The sequence below is a fragment of the Nocardia carnea NBRC 14403 genome, from assembly GCF_000308515.1.
GTDB lineage: Bacteria > Actinomycetota > Actinomycetes > Mycobacteriales > Mycobacteriaceae > Nocardia > Nocardia carnea.
In genome coordinates this window covers 1-21,947 of record NZ_BAFV01000038.1, presented here as the reverse complement: position 1 = coordinate 21,947, position 21,947 = coordinate 1, and the positions used below count along the sequence as shown (strand labels likewise).

Below are 21,947 nucleotides of genomic sequence, written 5' to 3'. Positions count from 1 at the left end.
GGCCGTACCTGCCGGGCGAACACGGCAAGTACGCCGCTCGTGGCTTGCACATCGGCGGCGGGTGGTGCGGCAACTCGGCTCGTGTCCCGGAGGAGGTGCAGTGGTCCGTGCGCGCACCTGATGTTGCTCCGCAGCTCAAGCCGGGATCCGGCCCCCGAGAGTGCGAGTGACCTGCTCGGCGTAGCCGACGAGCAGGTCCACCCACTCCTCGCACCGTTCACGTGGCATCCGGATCGTCGGGCCGCTGATCGTCAACGCCGCCACCACATTTCCGGCAGCGTCGAAAATAGGCGCCGACAGGCCCGATGCCGAATCCTCCCGTTCACCGGCACTGATCGCGTAGCCGTCGGCCTTCGCCTGCGCGATGAGAGTGCGGAGTTCCGCAGGGCTGGTGACCGTGCCTTCGGTGAGCGGTTCCAGAGGGGCGGACAGCACCTGCTCGGCGAGGTCCGGATTCCAGGCCAGCAGAATCCGGCCCGCCGATCCGGCGTACAACGGAATGATCTTCCCTACGTACATGTCCCGGCGTAGCGCGTGCCGGGTCTCGGCGATCGCGACGCATACCCGGAAACCGTGCTCGGCCCGGAACACACACGCCGTCTCCCCGGTCTCGTCCCGGATCTCGCGCAGGACCGGGTCGACGATCGACAGCAGATCCAGCCCTTTCACCGCCGTCGCCGCCCAATAACTCATCCGCAACCCGATCCGGATCTGGTCGCCCGCGCGATCGAGCAGTCCCTGCGCGACCATGTTCGTCACCAGCCGTTGCACCGTGGAGGTGGGGAAACCGGTGGCCTGCTGGATCTCCCCCAAGGTCAGCGACGGCCGTGCCAGCGAGAAGGCATCGAGTATCTCGGTGATCTTCACCAGCACCAGCAGCGGCTGATGGTTAGCGGCCGCCCCGCCGTCATCCCTGGACATACGCCGAATCTACGCCGCGGTCCCCCGCGGGCCGGTCCCGGCTTTCTAGAGCGCGTTTCCGGCGTCGATGACGTGGGTGGTGCCGGTGATGTATTTCGCGGCATCGGAGACCAGGAACAGCACCGTGTTCGTGATGTCCTCCGGTGCGAGGGCGGTGACCGGCAGCCGGTTCATTTTCGCCGCCACCGCTTCGAAATCGGCGCGTCCCGGGTTCTCCAGATCCGGCCGGAACAGCCGGTAGGTGGACTCGTTGTAGACCATATCGGTGCCCACGGTGCCCGGGTGGACGGTATTGACCCGGATACTCTGCGGTGCCAGCTCCTTGGCCAGCACCTTCATCAGGCTCACCAATCCCGCTTTCGCGGCGGCGTAGTGCGCGATGTTCTCCTGGGCCACCATCGCGGCCACCGAACTCGTGATGACCACCGAACCGCCGTGCCCGGATTCGACGATATGCGGTACCGACGCCTTCAGCGATTTCCAGACACCGGTCAGGTTGATATCGATCATCTCCTGCCAGGTGTCCTCGCTCATGCCCAGCGTCGGCGCCGGACTGGAGATCCCGGCGTTGGCGACCACGATATCGAGGCGGCCGAGCGCCTTCACACCTTCGTCGACGACAGCGGTCAGGGCGGCAAGGTTACGGACATCGGCGTCCCGGGCGAGGATCCGCCGCCCTTCGGCCTCGACCAGGCGAGCCGTTTCGGCCAGATCTTCGGTGGTGGCCAGCGGGTAGGGCACACTCTTCGCATCCGCCGTGGTGTCGACGGCGATGATGTCGGCACCTTCGCGGGCGAACCGCACCGCGTGGCTTCTCCCCTGACCGCGACCGGCTCCGGTGATGAACGCGACCTTGCCGTCCAGTGTCCCCATAACCATCTCCGTCACTGTCGTCCGGCTGTTGCCGAAAGAATATGACGCGCAGTGCCGAAAATGTGCCCGAATGGGGACGATCAGGCCTCGACCAACTCCGCCTCGGCCTTTTCATCCATACCGTCCTCGTCCGGTGCGCTGGACCGGTTCGGCAACAGGACCGCCATGACGATGACGATCAACGACAGTGCCGCCGACACCGCGAATGCCCACTGCATCCCGCCCAGTTGTGCGGTTACCGCATCGGCGCCGCCGTCTTCCAGCGTGCCCGCCCGGGTTGCCATCACGGTCACCACCAGGGCGGTGCCCAACGCGGCGGCGACCTGCTGGAGTGTGCCCAGCATCGAGCTGCCGTGCGAGTAGAGATCCTCCGGCAGCGCGCCCAGCGCCAGAGTGAACACCGGGGTGAAGGCCGCGGCCAGCCCGATCATGAGCAGGATGTGCAGGCCGAGCAACTGCCAGTACGGCGTACTGATCGAGATCTGTGTGAAGCCCGCGAGCGCGGCGGTGATCGCGATCGACCCCGGAATCACCAGGATGCGGCCACCGAAACGGTCGAACATCCGGCCGATCACCGGCCCCAGCAGGCCCATGGCCATCCCGCCCGGCATCACCAGCAGGCCGGTGAGCAACGGCGACAGTTCCCGCAGGTTCTGCAGGTACAGCGGCAGCAGCATCATCGAACCGAGCATCGCCAGGAACGCCACCGCCATGAGAACCAGCCCCTTGGCATAGGTCGCTGCCCGCAGCACCCGCAGATCCAGCAGCGGCGTCCCGGTGCGCTGCAACCACAGCTGCCGGGCCACGAACAAGCCGATGAGCACGATCCCGGCCCCGGTGATCAGCGCCGGGGTCATAACACTGCCCGCCTCGAACCGGCTCAGCCCGTAGACCAGGCTGCCGAAACCGAGTGCCGCGAAGACCACGCTGGACCAGTCGATCGAGCCGGCCTCCGGTTCCCCGACGTTCTCCAGACTGCGCAGACCGAACCAGGTGACGACCCCCGCGATCGGCAGCACCAGCACGAACAGCCACCGCCACGACGCAACCTGCAGTACCAGGCCCGAGATGACCGGGCCCATGGCCGGCGCCACCGAGATCGCCAGGGTCACGTTGCCCATGACCCGGCCGCGATCCCGTTCGTGCACCACCGTCATCAGCGTGGTCATCAGCAGCGGCATCATCACCGCCGTACCGCCCGCCTGCACGATCCGCCCCACCAGCAGCACCGCGAACGACGGCGCGACCGCGGACAGCGCCGTACCCGCGAGGAAGATCCCCATGGCCATGGCGTAGGCCCGCCGGGTCGTGACCCGCTGCAGGAACCAGCCGGTCACCGGGATGACGGCGGCCATGGTGAGCATGAAGGCAGTGGAGACCCACTGTGCTGCGCGTTCGGTGACCTCGAGGTCGTTCATCAGCCGCGGAATCGCGTTGATCATGATGGTCTCGTTCAGGATCACCACGAAGGTCGCGATCACCAGCAGCCGGATCACGGCCGGGGTGCCGCCGCCCGCCCGGCGAACGGACTTCAGTGCGGGCATCGGTTACCTCCGGGGTTGTGAACGAACTCGTGCGCGGCTCGGGCGGTCGTCGTCGACCGGCCCGGGCCACATATGAAAGCGGACGGATACGACATGTCCGGCTCATCGGTGACGCGCCAGTCTTTCCTGCGGCTACGCACGGAATCAATCGATTTTCGGGCCGCACTATTCCCGAACGCCGCCGAAAAAGTGGCCGTACGCCGCCGCGAACCGACGTTTCCGTGGCCGCCCTCGCATACGGACCACGTCCGCTGTGATCGACGTCATGCCGACAGACGGCAGAGACGACGCGATCCGGACCGCCAGCGCTCACCGGCCGGGGACCAGGAACAGCAGCCCGAGCCGAACAGGCAGATCCGCCGGCACTCTGGCCGGTCAACAGGCTGTGATCTGGCCCTGATCCGAGGAATGGGCAATAGCCGAGCTGGATGACAGGATGACGTCCCGCGTTGTACGTGGCGCTCTTCGTTCTTTTCGTTGTTGTGGTCTCGGCTGTGGTCGTAGTTGTGATGGTGACGATTACGAAGCCGAACCAACCTCCCCAGCAGCAACGACCCATGACCGCACAGCCGGGCTGGTACCCGGACAGCCTGACCCCTGCGCAACTACGCTGGTTCGACGGACATCAATGGACGGACCAGGTGCAGCAGCGCTGATCTCTGTTCGTGTCCTCCGGCCGCGTGGCCCTGCTGAGGTGGCCCGCATTGGACTCCCAGGTCCCGAGGGCGCCCCTGGCTTCGGCTGCGCTGATCAGGATTCGTCCGCATAGGCTTGTCAGCCCTTCGCAAGACGGGCGGGCGGTGAGAGCCCAGCCCCGAATGGCGCACCAGCCAGGAGAGCGGACGCCGGGGCAGGAATCGAGTAACCCTCGCACCGGCAAAGACGCGAAGTATCTCAGCCAGAAGCTGTACGAGCTGCGGTTCGCCGCGGAAGGAGTCAACCGGCGCATCACCTACACGTTCGACCCACCGCGGAAGGTGATCACCTTGACCACCTTCCGCAAGCAGGGCAGAACGAAGCACGCGAGGTCGCGCGCGCACGCAAGGCGTTGAAGCGCTACCGCGCGACGAAGCCGGAGGGCGACGAGGGAAATAAGAAGGACCGATGAACACGATGAGCCACGATGAGGTATCCGGCAGCCGGTTGGCGCAGATGACCGAAGCGGAGCGCGCCGAGTACGAAGCCGCCTACGAGGAGGCGGGCTTGGCGCTGCGGATGGCCGAATTGTTCTACGCCGCGCGTACCGGTGCCGGACTGACTCGGACCGAGCTCGCCCGCCGCATGGGGACCACGCAGCCCACTATCGCCAAGATCGAGGGCGGTGGGCGCGTACCGACCATCGACATGCTCGACCGGCTGGCCCGCGCGGTCGGCCAGCGCCTCGAGGTGTCACTGGTCGCGTAAGCCGATGCCAACAGCGAATGTGCCCTGATCGGCTGGGAACCAGCGGTATTCGCGCGAATACACCCGGGCCGGTGCCGACACACATCACCGCCTTCCGCAACTGGTGGGCTCGATGCTGCGAGAGGCTCGCCGTGAGCTCACCACCGGCGAGCTCGGCCGGCTGGCTCAGCGTGTCGGTGTGGTGTCGTAGCCCGACGCCGACACCAGGGCACACCAGCGGTTTCATCTCGGCACACACCGACGAGGACGAGCTGGGGCATCATCGTGAAGACGCCGCCGCCGGCGAAGCCGAGTACGGCTGTAGCGGCGAGTAGCGACTGGTTGGCGGCGGCGAACAGGAGTGCGGCCGCCACAGCGATCACGACCGAGACCGGATACGCCACACAGCACGGTCAGCCGAGCCCGAGCCGCTGCGCGGCGACCTCCAGATCCTTATCTCCACGACCCGAAAGGCACAGCAGCACGATCGAATCCTGCGACAGCTCGCCACGCTCGGCTATATCCATGAGGTGGCCGACCGCATGGGCCGATTCGAGGGCCGCGATGATCCCCTCACTCTGCCCGAGTGTCTGCAGGGCGCGCAGGGCCAGCGCGTCGGTCGCGGTCGCGTACTGGACGCGGCCGGTCTCCTTCAGATGGCTGAGTTCCGGCCCGACCCCCGGGTAATCCAGACCGGCGGCCACGCTGTGGGTGACCGCGATCTGCCCGTCGTCGTCCTGTAGCAGGTAGCTGAAACTGCCGTCCATCTCGCCTGGTGAACCGGCACTCAGCGATGCTGCATGCGCACCGGTATCGACACCGTGCCCGGCCGCCTCCACACCGATCAACCGGACCTGCGGGTCGCCGACGAAAGGATGGAACGTCCCGATGGCGTTACTTCCCCCGCCCACACACGCGAGCACGATATCGGGCAGCCGGCCCTCCGCAGCCAGAATCTGCGCCCGCGCCTCCACACCGATGATGGTCTGGAAATCGCGCACTATCCGCGGATAGGGAGCGGGTCCGGCGACCGTTCCGAAGAGGTAATGGGTGCTGTCCACATGTGCGACCCAGTCCCGAACGGATTCGCTGATCGCTTCCTTGAGCCGCCGATTCCCCATTTCCGCGGCCCGAACCTCGGCCCCTAGCAGACGCATTCGCACCACATTGTGCCGCTGCCGTTCCATATCGTCGGCACCCATATATATCGTGCAGGCCATGTCGAGCATCGCGCATACCGTCGCCACCGCGACCCCGTGCTGCCCGGCACCGGTTTCGGCGACGATCCGGCGCTTCCCCATCCGCTTGGCCAGCAATCCCTGCCCGAGCGCATTGTTGATCTTGTGCGACCCGGTATGCGCCGCATCCTCGCGTTTGAGATAGACCGTTACCCCCGGCACGCCGAGCCGTGCCGCGAACCGCGGCACCTGATGCAGTAGCGTCGGCCGCCCGACCCGGCTGCGCAACAGTTCGGCCAGTTCCCCGACGAATTGCGGGTCGGTCCGGGCCTGCTCGTAGGCACTGTCCAGTTCGACCAGCGCGGCCATGAGTCCTTCGGGAACGTACCTGCCACCGAACCGTCCGAACCGGCCGCGTTCATCGGGCAGCTCTCCGTGGTGATACGAACTCTGATCCACCCCGTGACCGACGACCATCCAGCACCCGCACTCTCTGATTCCCGTTACGAAGAGAGATTCTGTGCCGCCGGCGCAAGCGCCGGGTCTCCTCCCGGCAACGGATTAGTTAACAGTACTGAAGCTATCGGCCGTGCCGATTCCCGTTGCCGGGAAGGAATGCATCAGTCACGGGCGTATAGCGAGTCGACCCAGTACTGTGGATTGCGGCCGTAGTGTGGTGTCGAATACGCCCGATCCCAGGCGGCACCCGCGGCGAGAAGATCGCGCCACGGAGCGACTTCGACATACATCACCCGCATAGAGTCCAACGAACCAATATGAAGATCGGGCCCGTCGGTAGTGACGGCGTCCTCGGGTACCGCAACCTCGAAGTTCCGTTCCAAAGCGGCGCGGACCGTGGCCTCCACACAGACGTTGGTCTGCAGCCCGCACACGATCAGACGGTCCGCACCGAGCCCGCGTAGGACCGGATCGAGTTCCGTGTAGGCGAAGAAGCTGTGCCGAGTCTTGTCCAGCACCAGCTCGGACGGTACGGGGGCGACGGCATCCATGATCTGCGATCGCCACGACTTCTCCTCGTCCGACAACACCGGCAACCGGTCCGCGCGGCTGTCGCGATGCCGCGCCGACCGTGGCGTCATCACCGGGGGCGACACTTGGCGTGAATAGATCACCGGGACCCCCTGTGATCGCGCCTCCGTGATCAAGGACCGGCATTCGGATACCACCTCGTCGCGCCTCCACAGTGGTGGCCAACCGTAGGCGTCCCGGACATCCTGGACCAGGTACGAGTTCTGCATGTCGACGACGAGCACCACCAGCGACCCCACAATGACCCCTCCGAGCATCGAATCTATTCGACCGCTGTGCCGATCCGATCGAGCAATCAGTATGAACTGCCGATCCGAATGCTTGTCCAGGAAAACCGAATACACCCGTGCTGCCGTGGAGTCGGGCACGTGGGCCTGACCTCGGTTGTATGTGTTGTCGGGTGCGGCACTTCGAAACGGTGGATATCGGGTACGAGCTCAGCGTGTCGATCACGTCAGGAGACGACGACTCGTTACCCGTGGTCTTCATAAACGCGCTCGTGACCGCACAGGACCAGTCGAACCAGGTTCTACCGCGGCTGTATCTTCATTCGGTCCTCACCTACGACCGGGCCGGAATCGGGCATAGTGGACCGCTGCCGCCGTGACCTCACCACCGGAGAACTCGGACGGCTGGCCCAGCGTGTCGGCGTGGTGTCTTAGTCCGACGCTGAAACAGGTGGGGACCCGGCGGCCATTTGTTGCGGATCAGGATTTTGGGTGACGCTGGAGTGGACCGGACGTATCGGCTCGTGGCGATGATGAGTGCGCCGGCGGCGAGCGGGGCAGTACCCACAGTCGCGGTGATGTAACTGTCTGAGGTGGGAGCACCATGCTGCGGAGTTCCCGGCACCACCGGCTACCCCCGTACCAGACTCACCGAGACGATCCCTATTGTAGGATTGTCGACAATTCAGCCCAGGGTATGACCGGGCGCCGAGAGGGAGGAGCCGTCGCCGTGCTCACCGAAGAGTCACTCACCGACGCCGCGCGCGCTGCCGTGGAGTCCGTACCCGACGGCCTCTTCATCGGGGGCCGATGGCGCCCGGCCGCGGCCACCATGCCGGTGCTCGATCCGGCCACCGGGCAGCAGCTGCGGACGGTTGCCGACGCCACGCCCGAGGAGGGGATTGCCGCACTCGACGCCGCCGCGGCAGCTCAGGCGCAGTGGGCCCGGACTCCCGCTCGTGAGCGCAGCGATATCTTGATGCGCGCCCACCGCCTGCTGCTCGACGACGCCGACCGGCTGGCCCTGATCGCCACTCTCGAAATGGGCAAACCCCTCGCGGAGGCCCGCGGTGAAATCACTTATGCGGCCGAATTCTTCCGCTGGTTCGCCGAGGAAGCCGTCCGGCTCGACGGCGGGTATATGCCCGCCCCCGGCGGCGGCTCCCGTTTTCTGGTGACCAAACAGCCCGTAGGCCCGAGCTTGCTCATCACGCCGTGGAATTTCCCGATGGCCATGGGCGCCCGCAAGATCGGTCCGGCGCTCGCGGCCGGCTGCACCTGTGTCGTGAAGCCCGCCGAGCAGACACCGCTGTGCACGCTGGCACTCGCCGAGATCCTGAACAAGGCGGGAGTGCCCGCGGGCGTGGTGAATGTCGTGACGACTTCGGATCCGGGGTCGCTGATGACACCGCTGATCCTCGATCCGCGGTCCCGCAAACTGTCCTTCACCGGGTCGACAGCGGTCGGCAAGATACTGCTGGAGCAGTGCGCCCGCACGGTGATGCGCACATCCATGGAGCTGGGCGGCAACGCACCCTTCCTCGTGTTCGAGGACGCGGATCTGGACGCGGCCGTCGAGGGCGCACTGGCCGCGAAAATGCGGAATATCGGGCAGGCGTGCACGGCCGCGAACCGTTTCTTCGTCCAGCGTCTCGTGGCCACCGATTTCGCCGAGCGGCTCACCGCGCGGATGGCCCAACTGCCGCTCGGGCCCGGAACCGAACCCGGGGTCGTGGTCGGGCCGCTGATCGATGGCGACGCTGTCGCGAAGGTGACCGAACTGGTCGCCGACGCGCGCGCCCGGGGCGCAAAGGTCCTGCTGGGCGGCGACCCCGTCGAGGGGCCCGGCAACTTCTATCCGGCGACGGTTCTCACCGACGTACCGGACGACGCGATGATCTGCCATACCGAGGTCTTCGGCCCCGTCGCCTGCCTGGCCACCTTCGATACCGAAGACGAGGCAGTCGACCGGGCCAACGACACCCCGTACGGCCTGGTGGGTTACGTCTACACCGAGAATCTGCGGCGGGGGCTGCGGGTGAGCGAGGCCCTGGACAGCGGGATGGTCGGCTTGAACCAAGGTGTCGTATCCAATCCGGCGGCCCCGTTCGGCGGAGTGAAAGAATCGGGCCTCGGCCGTGAAGGCGGCCTGGTCGGTATCGACGAATTCCTCGAGAGCAAATACATCGGAGTGGCCCTGTGAGTTCATATCGGATCGCGACCATCCCCGGCGACGGCATCGGTGTCGACGTCACGGCGGAAGCGGTGAAGGTCATCGACCGGGTGCTGCCCGGTATCGAATGGACCGAATTCGACTGGTCCTGCGAGAACTATCTGCGCACAGGCGCGATGATGCCCGAAGACGGTCCGCGCACTCTCGCCGGATTCGATGCGATCCTGCTGGGCGCCGTCGGGTTTCCCGGCGTCCCGGACCATATCTCGCTGTGGGGGTTGCTGATCCCGTTGCGGCGCGCATTCGGCCAGTACGTCAACCTGCGGCCCGTCCGGTTGCTGCCAGGCACTGAATCGGCCCTCCGCGACCGCACTGCCGCGGATCTCGACCTGCTCATCGTGCGGGAGAACTCCGAAGGCGAGTACTCCGAAATCGGCGGCAAGCACAACCCGGGCCGCCCCGAGGAATTCGTCCTGCAGGAGTCGGTGTTCACCCGCGTCGGCTGCGAACGGATCATCCGCTACGCCTTCGAGCGGGCGAGCGAGCGCACGGGCCGGTTGTGCTCGGCGACGAAATCGAACGGCCTGATCCATTCCATGCCGTACTGGGACGAGATCTTCGACCGGATCGCCGCCGAATACCCGGCCGTGCAGACCCGGCAGATGCATGTGGACGCCCTCGCCGCCGAAATCGTGCTGCACCCCGACCGGCTGGACGTGATCGTCGGCTCGAACCTGTTCGGTGACATCCTCTCGGACCTGGCCGCCGCCGTCACCGGCGGACTGGGCCTGGCACCCTCCGGCAATATCAACCCCGCCCGCGACGCTCCCTCCATGTTCGAGGCCGTACACGGCAGCGCCCCGGATATCGCCGGGCAGGGAATCGCCAACCCGGTCGCGCAGATCCTCGCCGCTGCCATGCTGCTCGACCACCTCGGCGAGCACACCGCTGCCGCGGCCGTGGACCGGGCCGTCACCGATGTCCTCGGCAACGGCGGCCCGCGCACACCCGATCTGGGCGGCACCGCCACCACCACCGAGGTCGGCACCGCCATCGCCGACCGGGCCTCGGCGCTGCTCCCGGCCGGCTGACGCAGCGGATCGAGGCGCTGCGCGTCAGTCCGGATTCTCCGGCTGTGGCCCGGGTACCGGCGGCGATAAGGTTGTGTCCATGAACGCCTCCAGGTCCGAGCCGTCACCGGAACGCGGGACGCTGTCGTGACCGTGCTGATCGCCCCGGACAGTTTCAAAGGCACCTATACCGCGGCGCAGGTCGCGGAGGCCATCGGCCGCGGTGTCGAGGAGAGCGGCGGCCGCGCGCTGCGGCTGCCGGTCGCCGACGGCGGTGAGGGAACTCTGGATGTACTCGTCGAGCCGCTCGGTCTGGACCGGGTGTCCGTCGAGGCACGCAACCCCTGGGGTGTGCCGTGCACCGCGACGATCGGTCTGTCCGGCGACGGGGTCGCGGTCGTCGAGGTCGCCGCGACCAGTGGGGTCACCACCCCGCACGAGGGTGCACGTGATCCGGTCACCGCTGACACCTACGGCACCGGCATGCTCATCGCGGCGGCCGCGCGCCGGGGTGCCCGGCAGATCGTGGTCGCGGCCGGCGGTTCGGCCACCACCGACGGCGGTACCGGCGCCATCGCGGCCATCGAGGACGGTGGCGGTCTGCGTGGCGCGTCCATCACCGTGCTCACCGATGTCACCACCCGTTACGTCGATGCCGCCCGCGTCTTCGGCCCGCAGAAGGGCGCCGATCCGGCGACCGTGGAACTATTGACCCGCCGCCTCGCCGAGACCGCACGCCGCCTGCCGCGCGACCCGTCCGGTGTCGACGCCACGGGCGCGGCGGGCGGCTTCTCCGGTGGGATGTGGGCGCAGTACGGCGCGGAATTGCGGTCGGGCGCCGAGTACGTCCTGGATGCCGGTGGTTTCGACACCCTGGCCGCGGGCGCCGGCGCGATCGTCGTCGGGGAGGGACGTCTCGACGGCCAGACGCGCGCCGGGAAGATCATCTCGGCCATCCTGGCCCGGGCCGGCGATACCCCGGTGTACGCCGTGGTCGGTTCGGTGGGCGAGGATCTCGGCGATTACCGGTCGCGGTTCGCCGAGGTGATCATGGCCTCCGACACCTCCGCCATGCAGGCGGCGGGCCGGCATATCGGGGCCGGGAGCTTCTGAAGTCGCGGCGGCCGGTGACCCGGCAGCGGCTCAGTCGGCCGGATCGTGTTCGGGCGGGAAACCTCCGGTGGCGATCGGACCCCACCGTTCGATGGTGATGCGGATCAGCGATTTGTTCTGCCGGGCCATGGCCGAGCGGTATTCGTCCCAGTCCGGGTGCTCACCGGCGATCCCCCGGTAGTAGTCGACCAGGCCGTCGAGCGCCGCCGACATATCGATCACCTCGCCCCGCCCGTCGACCTGCACATAAGCCTCGTTGAAATCGTCGGACAGCACGCAGATCGATACCCGTGGATCGCGCCGGATATTGCGGGTTTTGGCGCGACCGGGGTAGGTGGAGACGACGATCCGGCCCTGCGGGTCGAGGCCGCAGGTCACCGGGGACATCTGCGGTGCCCCGTCGGACCGGGTGGTGATCAGGACGCCGCGGTGGCGGGATTGCAGGAACTCCAGCAGGGCGGCGCGGTCGACGGTGGTGGCGCTGGCGATGCGGGGCATGGGGGCCTTTCTCTGCGTTCGCTGCGTGAGCTTTCTCCGCAGCATAGCCAGGGCCGGCGGTATGGAGCGCGGCGCCGGATTCGGCATTGCGCGAATGGGTAGCCGCCGGATATCCGGGCCGGACGGGAGCACGAAGTCCGCGCCGGAACGCCTGACAACCAGGACCAGGAAGGAGTATGCGATGCCGAAAACGACTGCTCGCGACACCGTCCGGAAATCGGAACTGCCGAGCACACTGCAGCGTTCGGACGAGAAAGCGCAGCGCACCTTCGCCAAGGCCCACGACTCGGCACTGCAGACCTACGGCAGCGAACAACGTGCGCACCGGGTCGCCTACGAGGCGCTCAAGCACAGCTTCGAGAAGGTCGGCGACCACTGGGAGCCGAAGAAGAAGCGGGGCCCGTCCGATGAACGCGCGGCCAGTGGCGGCCCGAACCCGAAGGGCGCCAGTGCCGGCGGTGTGGACGCCAATGCGTCCAAACAGCATCTGATCGATGTCGCGGGCCGGCTCGACATCACCGGACGATGGAAGATGACCAAGGACGAGCTCGTCACCGCCATCGAGAAATCCAATCGCCGCGAAACAGCCCGGCGCAGGAAGTGAGGGCTCTCGGCCGCGGTCCACGTACCCCGGCCGCAACCGCGGTTTCGCGGGGGATGCGGTGGGTAGGGCGGCGGTGACGGTAGGGACACCGTCGGCAGAGCAGGCGCCCGCGACCGGGCGCGAACAAACGAACAGGAGGCCGTAATGAGCATCCAGCAGGAAACCGGCCAGTTCACCGGAACCAAGGACAAGGACTACAACCTCATCTGGTTCACCGAGGCATGCCTGAGCAACGCCCTGCGTATGGAGGTGTACAGCCGGGACGCCGAGCGGGCCGGTGACGCCGAGATCGCCGAGTTCTTCAAACGCGCCCAGCACGAGAGCCAGAAGGGCGCCGAGCAGGCCAAGGCCCTGCTCGCCCAGCGCCTGAGCTGATCCTGCCCCGGCACACTTACCGGCCACCGGTCTCCAACCGGTGGCCGGTGGTCCCAGGGCCCGCGGGCGACCTCTCCCGGTCTCGGCGACCCCAGTGCGACGCCGAGGAAGCAAACCCCGCGCAGGATGCCAGGAAGGAAGACCATGCGTGATATCGATCCGCGGCCGTCGCCGGAGCCCGGACCACCCGACCCCGGCCCCTGGCCCGCTCCCCCGCCACCTCCACCGGATCCCGGCCGGCCGCCGCCCGAACCCGAACCCGACAGGCCGTCCCCCATCCCGGATCCCGACCGGCCCCCACCCGAGCCGTGGCCCACTCCACCACCGCCTCCGCCCGATCCCGGGCGCCCGCCCGACCCGGCGCATCCGCCGATCCCGGACCCCACACATCCACCCCCGCCACCGGATCCGGGGCGACCGCCGCGTATGGCCGTGGTGACGGCAGCGGCGCGGGAGTCGGTCCCGAGTGCGGTGTAGCGGCGGGCGGGGCCCTGCAAGCAGCCGCCGGAACCTCCTGCCACCCCCGCGTGTAGGTGCGGGCGGGGGCCCGCAAGCAACCCCCGCAACATCCTGTCAGCACCGGGCGCCGCCACGGAGAGGCGAGTGATTCAACCCCCGATGAGCGGGTATTCCGGCCGAAGTCCCAGGTCGGAAGGTCGACAGGAAGGACGTGACCATGGTCTCCGGACCCGACGAACCGCAGCGCCCCAGTGGTGCGCCACCGCACCCCAGCGGTGGCGTGCAGCGCGGCAGCGCTCCGCAACAGCCTCCTGCCGCCACTCCACAACCGCGCTCCGGTGGTGATCCGCAGCGCGGCAGCACCCCGCAACCGCACCCCAGCAGCAGCGGTCCACACAACATTCCGTACGAACACCGTTTCCCCGACGATTCGCGGACCACCCGCTCGCATGCCGGGGAGTCCATCGAGGTGGCCCGGAATTGGCCGGGCATCATCCTGACCGCGATCGGCATCGTCCTGGTGGCGCTGACGCTCACCGCCGCCGGCTACGGATTCGAGGGCTGGGCCGTTATCGCGGGTATCTGCGGCGGGGTGTGCTTGGTGGCCGGCATCGCGCTGGTGGTCGTCGAACATCGCCGGGTGAAGACAGGAGAAGGAGCGAGCCTGCGGGAGCAGCGTGGGCACTGAGGACGGAGGCCGCGGCGTGGGCACTGAGGACGGAGGCCGCGATATGCGCACCGAGGGTGGAGGCCGGCAGCTCGACCAGTCCCGGGCGCCGATGCTGGAAGCTCTCGCCGACTATCAGCGGCTGGGCCGCTACGGTTTCACTCCCCCGGGACACCGGCAGGGCCGTGGTGTGGACGAACGGGTACTCGACGTCATCGGCCGGGATGCGTTCGCTTCGGACGTACTCGCGGCGCCGGGCCTCGACGATCGGTTGTCGCAGGGTTGCTATCTCGCGCACGCAGAAGAGCTCATGGCCGACGCGGTCGGCGCGCAACGCACATACTTCTCCACCTGCGGTAGTTCGCTGTCGGTCAAGGCCGCGATGATGGCGGTCGCCGGCGGTTGCGACGGTGGTCTGCTCGTGGCCCGCGACTGCCATAAATCCATCGTGGCCGGCCTGATCTTCTCCGGGGTCGTGCCCCGTTGGATCACGCCGCGCTGGGATACCGAACGCCATTTCACCCATCCCCCGTCGCCCGAGCAGGTCCGCCGGGCCTGGGAGAAATACCCCGATGCCGCGGGTGCGCTGATCGTGAGCCCCAGCCCGTACGGCACCTGCGCGGATATCGAAGGGATCGCCCGGGTATGCCACGAACGCGGGAAACCGCTGATCGTGGACGAGGCCTGGGGCGCGCATCTGCCGTTCCATCCCGATCTGCCGACCTGGGCGATGGACGCGGGTGCGGATGTCTGTGTGGTGAGCGTGCACAAGATGGGCGCCGGGTTCGAGCAGGGGTCGGTGTTCCATTTGCAAGGTGATCTCGTCGACCCGGTACGGCTGCGGCACTGCGCGGATCTGCTGATGACCACCAGCCCCAATGTCCTGGTCTACACCGCACTCGACGGCTGGCGCCGGCAGATGGTGCAGCGGGGCCGCGAGATCTTCGACAACGCCTTGCGCACGGCCCGGCAGGCCCGCACCGAACTCGCCCGGATTCCGGGGATCGACGTCATGGAGGAGGATCTGCTGGGAGTCGAGGCCTCACACGACCTCGACCGCCTGCAGGTGCTGATGGATATCTCCGAGACCGGGGTCAGCGGATACGAAGCCGACGCCTGGCTGCGCAATCACCGCCGGATCGATCTGGGGCTGAGCGACCATCGCCGGTTACTGGCCACCTTGTCCTTCGCCGACAACGCGGAGACGGTCGATACCCTGGTGGCCGCGATGAACGATTGGCGGGCGCAGGCGAGCCCCAGCGATACACCGCGCAAGATCCACGTCCCCGAACCGGACGAATTACTGCTGGAAACCGCGATGCTGCCCCGTGATGCGTTCTTCGGCCCCACCGAGATGGTGCCGATCGGCAAGGCGGCGGGCCGGATCGCCGCCGAACAGCTCACCCCGTATCCGCCGGGCATCCCCGCGGTGATCCCCGGCGAACGCCTCGGCGAAGGCGTTCTGGACTATCTGCGCACCGGTCACGATCACGGGATGAACCTGCCGGACGCCTCGGACCCCGAGTTGGAGCAGATCCGGGTCGTGGCCGGCTGACCGGCGAGCACGGCCTACGCGTGATTCGGACGCGAGGTGCCGGGTACGCGACCGTCATGGAGTTACTCGTGATCATCGGGATCGCGGTCCTCGTCGCCGTAGTCGTCGGCTACCGGCGGTTGACAGGGCGACGCCCGGACGAACCCGAATCCCCCGACAACGACGGCCGCTGAGTCCCTCGCCGCGCCCGGGCATCGGCCCCGGCGCGGCATGACCGCCGGCGCCCTCCGGTCCGCCGCACCGCCGAGCCCGCCCCGCGGCCGGCGTGCTGAACGTTGCGTGACTCCGCGAAATAGCCGTCCCGCCGACCGCAGCCGGCCGGCAGGGACAACAGACGAGATAGCGCCGGTTCATTCCCCTCGAGTCGGGCTGCACGGCTTCCTCTCGTGTCCGGCCGCACGGCGCAACCGCTGATAGGTGGGCAGGCCGGGCCCACCGTGCGTCGGCACACCGGCCCCGGACGTGGCGCACCGGTGCTGCCGCCGGGAAGTGCCGGTACTCCGCGACCGGGGTCGGCTCGGCGCGATCGAGAACGACGGGGTGACGACCATTCACCACCCCGACCCGTTCGGTATGAGCGCCGAGCGATTCCGCGACAAGGTTTCGATCTTGTGGCGAATGGGCACTCCAGACTGCGGACCCGGTGTGCGCGGCGCGCATGAGCCGGGTTCCACGCATGCTCTCGCCGGCGACGCGCCGCGCCGGTACCCGGTCCGGTCGTGGCGATGCCGCGACAGCCTGGTCGTACCGGACAGGTGGAGGTCTGATCCTGGACACCTTGTGGACCTTCGTGGTGGAGCGTCGCCACCAGCTCTTCGTGGATTCGTATCTGCACGTTTCGGCCGTACTGCAATCACTGTTGATCGCGACGGCGATCGCGGTGCTGGTCGGTGTGCTGGTCTATCGCAGCCCGGTCGGTTCCGCGGCCGCCACCGCCGCGGCCGGCACCATTCTCACCGTGCCGTCGTTCGCGCTGCTCGGCCTGCTCATCCCGATATTCGGGCTGGGTGTCGTGCCGACGGTGATCGCCCTGGTGCTGTACGCGCTGCTGCCGATTCTGCGCAATACCCTGGTGGGCCTGTCCGCGGTGGACCCGGCGGTCGTCGATGCGGCGCGCGGGGTCGGGATGAACCGGTTGCGGGTATTGACCGCGGTGGAACTACCGCTGGCCTGGCCGTCGATTCTCACCGGGATGCGGGTCAGCACCCAGCTCATCATGGGCATTCTCGCCCTCGCCGCCTACGCCAAAGGGCCGGGTCTGGGCAATCTGATCTTCTCGGGCCTGGCCCGGCTCGGCAGCCCGAACGCGGTGCCGCAGGCGCTGACGGGCACGGTGCTCATCGTCGTACTCGCCCTAGTACTCGACGGGATCTTCCTGCTCGTCGGCCGTTTCACCGTTCCGAGGGGGATCCGTGACTGATACTGCTACCGCCACCGGCACATCGGCGGTTTCCGGTGTCGAGATCGTGCTCGACGCTGTCACCAAACATTATCCGGGCCAGCCGCGTCCGGCCGTCGACGCGGTGTCGATGACCATCCCGGCAGGTGAGATCGTGGTTCTGGTGGGGCCTTCGGGCTGCGGGAAGACCACCACCATGCGGATGATCAACCGGTTGATCGAACCCACCTCCGGCATGGTGACCATCGACGGCCGCGATGCCGCGACAATGGATCCGGACCGGTTACGCCGCGGGATCGGGTATTCGATCCAGCAGGCGGGACTGTTCCCCCATATGACGGTCGCCCGCAATATCGCGACCGTCCCGGGCCTCATCGGCTGGGACCGCAAGCGGATCGCCGCACGCACCGACGAAATGCTGGAACTGGTGGGTCTGGACCCGGGCACGTATCGGCGGCGCTATCCGCGGCAGCTGTCGGGCGGCCAGCAGCAGCGGGTCGGGGTGGCGCGCGCGCTGGCCGCCGATCCGCCGGTACTGCTGATGGACGAGCCGTTCGGCGCCGTCGACCCGATCACCCGCGGGCTGCTCCAGGACGAACTGCTGCGGTTGCAGGCGGAACTGGGGAAGACGATCGTGTTCGTCACCCACGATTTCAACGAGGCGGTCAAGCTCGGGGACCGGATCGCCGTTCTCGGCGACCACTCCCGCATCCTGCAGTACGACACCCCCGCCGCGATCCTGGCCGACCCGGCCGACGAGACGGTGGCCGGTTTCGTCGGCGCCGATGCCTCGCTCAAACAGCTGACCCTGACCCGTATCCGGGATGTCGAACTCGGCGACTGCCCCACCGTCACCGAGGACGAGTCCATCGACGCTGCCCGCGCGGCGGTCGCGGGTAAGGACTGGGCCCTGGTCCTCGATCCCCGCCGGCGCCCGCTGCGCTGGGTCTCCGCCGAACAACTCGCGCACGCGAAGGCGGTCCGTGGCACCGGGATCCCGCTCGGCGAAACCCTGTCCATGGCATCGACGCTGCAGGACGGCCTCGAGGCATTGCTCACCGACCGTAATGCCAGCGGTGTGGTCACCGGACCGCACGGCGAATACGCCGGCCTGATCACCATCGATACGCTGGTCGCCCACCTTTCGGCATTACGCGCCGCGCACGGTGGTGCGGATGCCGTGACGGAAGCACCGGCATGACGGCGCAACTCGCACCCGATACCGGAAAACCCCCGGCGCTGCGACGGAGTGAGGGCGCGCGGCTGCTCGTCCAACCCGTCCTCGTCGTGCTGCTCACGGTCGGCGTACTGGTCTGGGCGTTACGGCGCGACCTCACCGTCACCCAGCAGGCCAGCCTGAGCGCGGGCAATATCGCCGCCGTCACCTGGCAGCACGTGCTCATCAGCGCCACGGTGGTGCTGATCGTGATCGCCGTCGCGGTACCGCTGGGCACCCTGCTCACCCGGCCCGGTTACCGAAGGCTCGCACCGTTCTTCGTCGGTATCGCCAATATCGGCGCGGCCGCCCCCGCCATCGGGTTGATCGTGCTGTTCTATCTGGCCACCAGAACCACCGGGTTCTGGATCGGTGTCGCACCGATCGCGTTCTATTCGCTGCTGCCGGTGCTGCGCAACACCATCCTCGGATACCAGCAGGTGGATCCGCTGCTCATCGATGCCGGGCGCGGACAGGGGATGTCGGCGGCGACGGTACTGCGCCGGATCGAATTCCCGCTGGCCGTCCCGTATATCCTGGCCGGGCTGCGCACGTCGCTGGTCCTGGCGGTGGGCACCGCGACCCTCTCGTTCCTGGTGAGCGCCGGCGGCCTCGGCATTCTCATCGATACCGGATACAAACTGCGCGATAACGTCACCCTGATCGTCGGCGCGGTACTGGCGGTGGCGCTTGCGCTGCTGGTGGATTGGCTGGGCGCCGTCGCCGAACGCATGCTCGGGCCGAGGGGGCTGCGATGAGCGTGCGCCGGGCTTCCTCGAATACTGCACGCCGGCCGGGCCGGGCCGGCCGGCTCCGCATGCTGTGTGTTCTGCTGCTCGCCGGGATCGTCCTGCTCACGGGCTGTGGTCTGCAATCCGGTAGTGCGGTGCCGCTGCAGGTGGGTCCCGGCAGTATCCGGCCGGTGCCGGCGCTCGAAGGTGTGCCGGTCACGGTGGGGTCCAAGGATTTCACCGAACAGCAGATACTCGGCTATATCATCGAATTCGCGCTGGTCGCGGCCGGTGCCGAGGTGCGCGACCTGACGAATATCCAGGGCTCCAACAGTTTGCGTGACGCCCAGCTCAGCGGGCAGATCGATATCGCCTACGACTACACCGGAACAGGCTGGGTCAACTATCTGGGCAACGAAACACCGGTCCCGGACGAACAGGGACAGTTCGAGGCGGTTCGCGATGCCGACCGCGCGGCCCACGGGATGACCTGGGCGGCGATGGCACCGATGAACAACACCTACGCGCTGGCCACCGCCCGGCGCACCGCCGAGAGCACCGATGTGTGGTCGCTGTCGGATTACGCCGAACTCGTCGCCACCGACCCCACCGCGGCCGCCACCTGCGTCGGCACCGAATTCAATGTGCGCCAGGACGGCTACCCGGGGATGGCCCGCGCCTACGGTATCGACGAAAGCCAGGTGACCAAACGGATCGTTCAGGACGCCGTCGTCTTCCAGGCGACCGCCGATGCCCGCCAGTGCACGTTCGGTTCGGTCGCGGCCACCGACGGCCGGATCCCCGCACTCGACCTGGTCCTGCTGGCCGATGATCGCGCCTTCTTCCCCAAGTACAATGCTGCGCTGGTGATGCGCACGGAATTCGCCGACGCGCACCCGGAGGTCACCGCGATCATGACACCCATTTCGCGGTTGCTGACCAACGAGTCGATCACCGAACTGAACCGGCTGGTCGATGTGGAAGGGCACGAACCTGCGGAGGTCGCGCGGGACTGGATGGTCGCGAACGGTTTCGTCACTGCGCGGTAACCGGCCGGTTCGACTCAGCGGAGTGCCGTCTGGTTCGGCTCAGCGCAGTGACAGGCCGGTTCCCCTTCGGCGGAGCGACCGGCGGGTTCCGGACAGCGGAACCACGGATCGGTTCGGCGCGGCGAGACGACAGCTAGGAAGCAGTGGATTGGTTGCCCCGGACGGCCCGAAGATACCGTCTCCCGCACCGGCCAGATCGGTGCTCTTCGGATTACCGCCCGCGGGCCGCCGGCTCCCCGGTGCCGTCCGGGCCGCGGTGGCCTTCGGGGCGCCGGCACTGGTCGCGGTAGCGCTGGGGCACGAACAGCAAGGTCTGATGGCGGCGATGGGCGCCCTGGCCGTGATCTTCGGCGAGGGCCAGGTCTATCGGCGCCGGCTACGGGTGATCGGCGCGGCCGCGCTGTCGCTGGTACTCGCGGCGTTCGCCGGCGGGTTCACCGGGGAATTCATCCAGACCCGGCTCGCCGCCGGTGGGTCGCACTGGTGGCAGCTGGCCCTGGTGGTGTTGATGTCGGTGGTCGCGGTGGCGGGCACCTTCGTCAATTCGGCGTTGCGTCTCGGTCCGCCGGGTGGGTTCTTCTTCGTCCTCGCCACCGGTGTCGGCGCGCTCATCACCGGACACGGGGTGCCGCCCGGCGAGGTGGGGCTGTGGACTGCGATCGGGGGTCTCAGTGCGTTGATCGTCGGCATGTCGGCCGTGCTCACCCGCGCCGACCCGCCCGAACAGCGGGCGGTGACGGACGCGGTCGCGGCGGTACGTGATTATGCCGCGCTCGATCCCGCCGCCGCCGATACCGCCGGCGCCCGCTATGCCACCGCGATGAAAGTGCAGACGGCGTGGGCACTGCTCGACGACGCCCGGCGCACCGGGCCGGGTGCGAACGGCGCGGTCGACGAGCTCCGCCGGGCCCAGCGCACCTTCGGCGCGGCATTGCACCGCAATCACACCGGTGACCACGCTTCCGATCTACTCTTCGACACCGGCAGGCCGGCCCCGACACCGCGTCCGGCGCTGCGGTACCGCCTCCTGCGCTCGGTATCGCCGGACAGCCATGCCGCGGTCTCGGCGAACCGCATCGCGATCGCTGCGCTGCTGGCCGGCAGCCTGACCGTCGCGCTGGAGCTGGGACGCCCCGATTGGGCGGTAGTCACCGTCACGGTGCTGTTGCACCAGGGACCGGACCGGGTCCGCGGCACGTATCGCGGCGTGCACCGTATCGGGGGCACCGCACTGGGGTTGGTGCTGTTCGCGGGCCTCTACGCCCTCGAACCGCGCGCCTGGTTCCTGGTGCTGATCCTGATGTCGCTGCAGTTCGCGATCGAAACGCTCGTCGCCCGCAACTACGGGCTGGCCGTCGTGTTCATCACCCCGCTGGCATTGCTGATGGGTGGCGGCGGCCAGTACGGCGATATGGTCCCCGTGGTCCGCGACCGGCTCCTCGAGAGCGCCATCGGCGTGCTGATCGGCCTGGCGGTGCTGTGGTCGATCGACCGCCGCGCGCACCGGCGGGTGCTGTTACGCAATGATCAACGGGTCCTCGAAGTGCTCGACCGGCTGCTGCGGCTCATGGCGCTACCCCCGCCCCAGCGCACCGCATTACCCGAGGTCCGACGGGAGCTCGAATTCGAACTGATGGGTTCGACGCTCGGCGCACTCGACGCCGCCCACAACGAACCCGAATGGACGCGCACGCATTGGACTCGCCACCAGCGCATCCGCCGACTGGGTCACCAGGTGCTCGCTGCCGAACTGCCGCCGGACGTGCCTATCGATTCGCAACGGCTGGACGAGTGGTTCCACAGCCTCGCGGAATTGGCGTAACCACCGCTATGGACGCGGACGGGCGCGCGGTCGTAGTCCC

21 protein-coding genes are annotated in these 21,947 nt (G+C 67.9%); 15 read left to right on the top strand and 6 right to left on the bottom strand.

Annotated elements, in window-relative coordinates:
* Positions 1–135: 135 nt before the first annotated feature.
* The 3 genes from ON22_RS12850 to ON22_RS12840 all read right to left on the bottom strand — a co-directional run bounded on the left by ON22_RS12850 (position 136) and on the right by ON22_RS12840 (position 3,338).
* The gene (locus ON22_RS12850) at positions 136–921 is read right to left on the bottom strand and encodes an IclR family transcriptional regulator (RefSeq protein WP_033245569.1); all 786 of its coding nucleotides are present in this window, start codon (positions 919–921) and stop codon (positions 136–138) included.
* 45 nt (positions 922–966) lie between these two features.
* A complete protein-coding gene (locus tag ON22_RS12845; protein WP_033245570.1) occupies positions 967–1,794 on the bottom strand; it encodes a mycofactocin-coupled SDR family oxidoreductase in 828 nt (275 codons plus the stop codon).
* An 80-nt stretch (positions 1,795–1,874) separates the two neighbouring features.
* Positions 1,875–3,338 (bottom strand): MDR family MFS transporter, encoded by a 1,464-nt coding sequence (locus tag ON22_RS12840; RefSeq protein WP_033245571.1) that lies wholly within the window; start codon positions 3,336–3,338, stop codon positions 1,875–1,877.
* A gap of 557 nt (positions 3,339–3,895) precedes the next feature.
* On the opposite strand from ON22_RS12840, the gene ON22_RS36675 reads away from it, so the two are divergent.
* From ON22_RS36675 to ON22_RS12825, 3 genes are all read left to right on the top strand, one after another.
* Positions 3,896–3,994: a DUF2510 domain-containing protein gene (locus ON22_RS36675; RefSeq protein WP_157170411.1), complete on the top strand. Its 99-nt coding sequence runs from the start codon at positions 3,896–3,898 to the stop codon at positions 3,992–3,994.
* Between the two features lie 162 nt (positions 3,995–4,156).
* A complete protein-coding gene (locus tag ON22_RS35670; protein WP_051743127.1) occupies positions 4,157–4,390 on the top strand; it encodes a type II toxin-antitoxin system RelE/ParE family toxin in 234 nt (77 codons plus the stop codon).
* Between the two features lie 52 nt (positions 4,391–4,442).
* Entirely contained in the window at positions 4,443–4,742 is a 300-nt protein-coding gene (locus ON22_RS12825; protein WP_051157568.1) for a helix-turn-helix domain-containing protein, read from the top strand.
* A 392-nt stretch (positions 4,743–5,134) separates the two neighbouring features.
* Here the strand turns inward: ON22_RS12825 and trpB are convergent, their stop codons facing one another.
* Both trpB and ON22_RS12815 read right to left on the bottom strand, forming a co-directional pair.
* Complete coding sequence (gene trpB, locus ON22_RS12820; RefSeq protein WP_051157567.1) at positions 5,135–6,376, bottom strand: tryptophan synthase subunit beta; 1,242 nt, start codon at positions 6,374–6,376, stop codon at positions 5,135–5,137.
* A gap of 143 nt (positions 6,377–6,519) precedes the next feature.
* On the bottom strand, positions 6,520–7,206 hold the full coding sequence (locus ON22_RS12815; RefSeq protein WP_033245793.1) for a cysteine hydrolase family protein: 687 nt from the start codon (positions 7,204–7,206) through the stop codon (positions 6,520–6,522).
* A gap of 802 nt (positions 7,207–8,008) precedes the next feature.
* Here ON22_RS12815 and ON22_RS12805 point away from each other — a divergent pair.
* The 3 genes from ON22_RS12805 (at position 8,009) to ON22_RS12795 (ending at position 11,532) form a co-directional block, all read left to right on the top strand.
* Entirely contained in the window at positions 8,009–9,379 is a 1,371-nt protein-coding gene (locus tag ON22_RS12805) for an NAD-dependent succinate-semialdehyde dehydrogenase (protein ID WP_231508683.1), read from the top strand.
* Entirely contained in the window at positions 9,376–10,440 is a 1,065-nt protein-coding gene (locus tag ON22_RS12800) for a tartrate dehydrogenase (RefSeq protein WP_033245574.1), read from the top strand. Before ON22_RS12805 ends, ON22_RS12800 begins: the two co-directional genes overlap by 4 nt.
* A gap of 126 nt (positions 10,441–10,566) precedes the next feature.
* A complete protein-coding gene (locus ON22_RS12795; protein ID WP_033245575.1) occupies positions 10,567–11,532 on the top strand; it encodes a glycerate kinase family protein in 966 nt (321 codons plus the stop codon).
* Positions 11,533–11,562: 30 nt separating this feature from the next.
* On the opposite strand, the gene ON22_RS12790 is transcribed toward ON22_RS12795, so the two are convergent.
* Complete coding sequence (locus ON22_RS12790; protein WP_033245576.1) at positions 11,563–12,030, bottom strand: PPOX class F420-dependent oxidoreductase; 468 nt, start codon at positions 12,028–12,030, stop codon at positions 11,563–11,565.
* Between the two features lie 181 nt (positions 12,031–12,211).
* On the opposite strand from ON22_RS12790, the gene ON22_RS12785 reads away from it, so the two are divergent.
* From ON22_RS12785 to ON22_RS12745, 9 genes are all read left to right on the top strand, one after another.
* Positions 12,212–12,634: a ChaB family protein gene (locus tag ON22_RS12785; RefSeq protein WP_033245577.1), complete on the top strand. Its 423-nt coding sequence runs from the start codon at positions 12,212–12,214 to the stop codon at positions 12,632–12,634.
* Positions 12,635–12,778: 144 nt separating this feature from the next.
* Complete coding sequence (locus ON22_RS12780) at positions 12,779–13,009, top strand: hypothetical protein (protein WP_033245578.1); 231 nt, start codon at positions 12,779–12,781, stop codon at positions 13,007–13,009.
* Between the two features lie 676 nt (positions 13,010–13,685).
* Complete coding sequence (locus ON22_RS38525) at positions 13,686–14,156, top strand: hypothetical protein (RefSeq protein WP_373280859.1); 471 nt, start codon at positions 13,686–13,688, stop codon at positions 14,154–14,156.
* Between the two features lie 43 nt (positions 14,157–14,199).
* The gene (locus tag ON22_RS38375) at positions 14,200–15,690 is read left to right on the top strand and encodes an aminotransferase class I/II-fold pyridoxal phosphate-dependent enzyme (RefSeq protein ID WP_033245795.1); all 1,491 of its coding nucleotides are present in this window, start codon (positions 14,200–14,202) and stop codon (positions 15,688–15,690) included.
* Positions 15,691–16,459: 769 nt separating this feature from the next.
* Positions 16,460–17,110 carry an ABC transporter permease gene (locus ON22_RS12765; protein ID WP_033245796.1) on the top strand — a complete coding sequence of 217 codons (651 nt, stop codon included), beginning with the start codon at positions 16,460–16,462 and terminating at the stop codon, positions 17,108–17,110.
* Positions 17,103–18,290 (top strand): ABC transporter ATP-binding protein, encoded by a 1,188-nt coding sequence (locus ON22_RS12760; protein WP_051157566.1) that lies wholly within the window; start codon positions 17,103–17,105, stop codon positions 18,288–18,290. The genes ON22_RS12765 and ON22_RS12760 overlap by 8 nt, the downstream gene beginning before the upstream one ends.
* Entirely contained in the window at positions 18,287–19,063 is a 777-nt protein-coding gene (locus ON22_RS12755) for an ABC transporter permease (protein ID WP_051157565.1), read from the top strand. Before ON22_RS12760 ends, ON22_RS12755 begins: the two co-directional genes overlap by 4 nt.
* Positions 19,064–19,122: 59 nt before the next feature.
* Positions 19,123–20,085: a glycine betaine ABC transporter substrate-binding protein gene (locus ON22_RS12750; protein WP_033245799.1), complete on the top strand. Its 963-nt coding sequence runs from the start codon at positions 19,123–19,125 to the stop codon at positions 20,083–20,085.
* Positions 20,086–20,233: 148 nt separating this feature from the next.
* Positions 20,234–21,907 (top strand): FUSC family protein, encoded by a 1,674-nt coding sequence (locus ON22_RS12745; RefSeq protein ID WP_156052359.1) that lies wholly within the window; start codon positions 20,234–20,236, stop codon positions 21,905–21,907.
* Positions 21,908–21,947 lie beyond the last annotated feature (40 nt).